This window comes from Streptomyces sp. CO7 (assembly GCF_053474865.1).
Genome location: NZ_JBRIOU010000004.1, coordinates 707190 through 708997, shown reverse-complemented (window position 1 = coordinate 708997; position 1808 = coordinate 707190). Strand labels below are relative to the sequence as shown.

The 1808-nt window shown below is 71.0% G+C and carries 1 protein-coding gene; it reads right to left on the bottom strand.

What is annotated here, in order from left to right; translation table 11 throughout:
- Positions 1 to 19: 19 nt before the first annotated feature.
- Positions 20 to 1747 (bottom strand): chitinase, encoded by a 1728-nt coding sequence (locus ACOV8S_RS16045; protein ID WP_448318493.1) that lies wholly within the window; start codon positions 1745 to 1747, stop codon positions 20 to 22.
- Positions 1748 to 1808 lie beyond the last annotated feature (61 nt).

The following is a 1808-nucleotide window of genomic DNA, read 5'->3' as shown; positions in this document are numbered from 1 at the left end:
GTTTCGGGGCGTGGGGGGATCAGCCGAGGCCGTGGACGTGCGGGCCGACGGCGTTGGACCAGGCGTTGCCGGCCGTGGCGTCCCAGTTGGTCGACCAGGTCATCGCGCCCCGCAGGTCCGGGTAGGCCTTGGAGGGCTTGAAGGCGCCGCAGTTGGTGAGCTTGGTCAGGCAGTCCAGGGCGTTGTTCACGATCGTCGGGGAGACGTAGCCGCTGCCCGCGCCGCGGGTGGAGGCCGGGACGCCGATGCCGACCTGGGAGGGCGCGAGCCCGCCCTGCAGCTGGATGCAGGCCAGCGCGGTGAGGAAGTCCACCGAGCCCTGCGAGTACACCTTGCCGTCGCAGCCCAGCATGGAACCGCTGTTGTAGTACTGCATGTTGACGACGGTCAGGATGTCCTTGATGTTGAGCGCCGTCTGGAAGTAGGCGCCCGAGGTCGACTGCATGTCGATGGTCTGCGGGGCCATGGTGATGATCAGGTTGGGCCCGGCCTTCGCCGACAGGGAGCGCAGCGCCTGCGTCATGTAGGTCGCGTTGAGGCCGTTCTCCAGGTCGATGTCGACGCCGTCGAAGCCGTACTCCTGCATCAGCGCGTACACCGAGTTGGCGAAGTTGGTCGCGGAGGCCGTGTCGGCCACCCGCACCGCGCCGAGCTCGCCGCCGACGGAGATGATGACCTTCTTGCCCGCCGCCTGCTTGGCGCGGATGTCGGCCTTGAACTGGGCCTCGGTGTAACCGTTCAGGCCGGCCGAGTCGAGGGTGAAGTCGACGGTGCCCGGCGTGGCGGTGGCGTCGGCGAAGGCGACCGCGATGATGTCGTACTGGCTCTGCACCTGGGCCAGGGTCTGCACGGTGGCGCCGTTGTTGAAGTTCTGCCAGTACCCGGTCACCGCGTGCTTGGGCAGGTTGCCGCCGCCTCCGGTGCCGGTGGGCTGGGTGGTCGCGTTGACCGTGGCGGACTTCGCGGACTCGCCCGCCGCGTTGGTCGCGGTCACCTGGAAGGAGTACGCGGTGGAGGCGCTGAGCCCGGTGATCGTCGCCGAGGTGCCGCTCGCGGTCGCCACCCGGGTGCCGCCCCGGTACACGGTGTAGCCGGTCGCGCCCTGCACGGTGTTCCAGGTGAGGGAGACGGAGGACGAGGTCGTGCCCGAGACCGTCAGCCCGGCCGGGGCCGCGGGGATCGCCGGCTGCTCCGGCTCGCCGCCCCCGCCGCCTCCGCCGTCGGGGCCGAAGACGGAGAAGTCGTCCACGTAGTAGGGGGCCTGGCCGTACCAGCCGTGGGTGTAGACGGTCACCGAGGTGGTGTTGGCGCCCGTGGTGAAGGTGGTGCGCAGTTCCTTCCACGCCCCCGAGTCCGGGGTCCAGGTGGAGACGTCCGTGGTGCCGGTCCCGGTGACGCCCAGGTAGGCATAACCGCCCTGCACCCAGGTGCTCAGCGTGTAGGTGGAACCGGGCTTCACCGCGACCACCTGGCTGCAGCGGGCGTTGTCCTGCCCCGCCGGGGTGGCCTTGAGGGCGCGCGAGCCGCCGTGCACCGGGGAGGTGACCGACGCGCCGGACGCCGCGGAGCAGGTCCAGTCGGTGAGGCCCGACTCGAAGCCGCCGTTGCGCACGTTGTTCACGTCGGCGGCGGCCGCGGGGCCGGCGGCGAGGGCGGTGCCCGCGAGGGCGAGCGCGGAGGTCAGGACGGTCGCGAGTATCCGGGGTCTCGCCTGGGGAGAGGTGAGGGTGGGACGCGTGCGCTTCATGGGGGCTCCCTGCGTGTGAGGGGGATTCGTGTGGCGGGGATTCGTGTGACGGGGCTTGCGG

Excerpts from the sequence above, each read along its gene's own strand:
- ACOV8S_RS16045 (WP_448318493.1), bottom strand. The coding sequence starts at position 1,747 with ATGAAGCGCACGCGTCCCACCCTCACCTCTCCCCAGGCGAGACCCCGG.